We start from the raw sequence: 1713 nt of genomic DNA, 5'->3' as shown, positions 1-1713 counted from the left end.
TAGGTCAACGTATCGTATCAGGACCAGAAGCAGATATCAAAGTCGGAAACGCTCTTCCACTTGCTAACATCCCAGTTGGTACTTTGATCCACAACATCGAATTGAAACCTGGTAAAGGTGGAGAATTGGTACGTGCTGCTGGAGCTTCTGCTCAAGTATTGGGTTCTGAAGGTAAATATGTACTTGTTCGTCTTCAATCAGGCGAAGTTCGTATGATTCTTGGAACTTGCCGTGCTACAGTTGGTGTTGTCGGAAACGAACAACATGGACTTGTAAACCTTGGTAAAGCGGGACGTAACCGCTGGAAAGGTGTTCGCCCTACAGTTCGTGGTTCTGTAATGAACCCGAATGATCACCCACACGGTGGTGGTGAAGGTAAAGCACCAGTTGGACGTAAAGCGCCATCTACTCCTTGGGGTAAACCTGCGCTTGGTCTTAAAACTCGTAACAAGAAAGCGAAATCTGACAAACTTATCGTTCGTCGTCGCAACCAAAAATAATCATAAGCAACTAGCTTACACTTTCCGCCAGCTCGGTAGCGCTGCATAGCAGCGCAAGCCGCTGTGGTACTAAATTTTAAAGGAGAAAATTACAAAATGGGACGTAGTCTTAAAAAAGGACCTTTCGTCGATGAGCATTTGATGAAAAAAGTTGAAGCTCAAGCAAACGACGAAAAGAAAAAAGTAATTAAAACTTGGTCACGTCGTTCAACGATCTTCCCAAGTTTCATCGGATACACTATCGCAGTTTATGATGGACGTAAACATGTGCCTGTTTACATCCAAGAAGACATGGTAGGTCACAAGCTTGGTGAATTTGCACCAACTCGTACTTACAAAGGTCACGCGGCAGACGACAAGAAGACACGTAGAAAATAAGGAGAACATAAATGGCAGAAATTACTTCAGCTAAAGCAATGGCTCGTACAGTGCGTGTTTCACCTCGTAAATCACGTCTTGTTCTTGACAACATCCGTGGTAAAAGCGTAGCCGATGCCATCGCTATTTTGACATTCACACCAAACAAAGCTGCAGGGATCATCCTTAAAGTGTTGAACTCAGCAGTAGCAAACGCTGAAAACAACTTTGGTTTGGAAAAAGCTAACTTGGTAGTATCTGAAGCATTCGCAAACGAAGGACCAACAATGAAACGTTTCCGTCCACGTGCGAAAGGTTCAGCTTCACCAATCAACAAACGTACAGCTCACATCACAGTAGCTGTTGCAGAAAAATAAGGAGGTAAACTCGTGGGTCAAAAAGTACATCCAATTGGTATGCGTGTTGGTATCATCCGTGATTGGGATGCCAAATGGTATGCTGAAAAAGAATACGCGGATTACCTTCATGAAGATCTTGCAATCCGTAAATTCATTCAAAAAGAATTGGCTGACGCAGCCGTTTCAACTATTGAAATCGAACGCGCAGTAAACAAAGTTAACGTTTCTCTTCACACTGCTAAACCAGGTATGGTTATTGGTAAAGGTGGAGCAAACGTTGATGCACTTCGTGCAGCTCTTAACAAATTGACTGGTAAACAAGTACACATCAACATCATTGAGATCAAACGTCCTGACTTGGATGCTCACCTTGTTGGTGAAGGAATCGCTCGTCAATTGGAACAACGTGTTGCTTTCCGTCGTGCACAAAAACAAGCAATCCAACGTGCTATGCGTGCTGGAGCTAAAGGAATCAAAACTCAAGTATCAGGTCGTTT

At 43.5% G+C, this 1713-nt stretch carries 4 protein-coding genes; all 4 read left to right on the top strand.

The annotated features are described in order from the left end of the window. Positions 1-500: 50S ribosomal protein L2 (gene rplB / locus PAN06_RS14110; RefSeq protein ID WP_269796645.1), on the top strand; the 500-nt coding region annotated here is incomplete at its 5' end. 96 nt (positions 501-596) lie between these two features. Further along, on the top strand, positions 597-878 hold the full coding sequence (rpsS, locus tag PAN06_RS14105; protein ID WP_000533766.1) for a 30S ribosomal protein S19: 282 nt from the start codon (positions 597-599) through the stop codon (positions 876-878). 11 nt (positions 879-889) lie between these two features. Continuing rightward, positions 890-1234 carry a 50S ribosomal protein L22 gene (gene rplV, locus PAN06_RS14100; RefSeq protein WP_000818139.1) on the top strand — a complete coding sequence of 115 codons (345 nt, stop codon included), beginning with the start codon at positions 890-892 and terminating at the stop codon, positions 1232-1234. Between the two features lie 12 nt (positions 1235-1246). Further along, on the top strand, positions 1247-1713 hold a 467-nt coding region (rpsC, locus tag PAN06_RS14095; RefSeq protein ID WP_269796644.1), incomplete at its 3' end, for a 30S ribosomal protein S3.

This window comes from Streptococcus sp. SM3 (assembly GCF_027497875.1).
The sequence above is the reverse complement of the archived record's forward strand: the minus strand, read 5'-3'. Positions and strand labels throughout refer to the sequence as shown.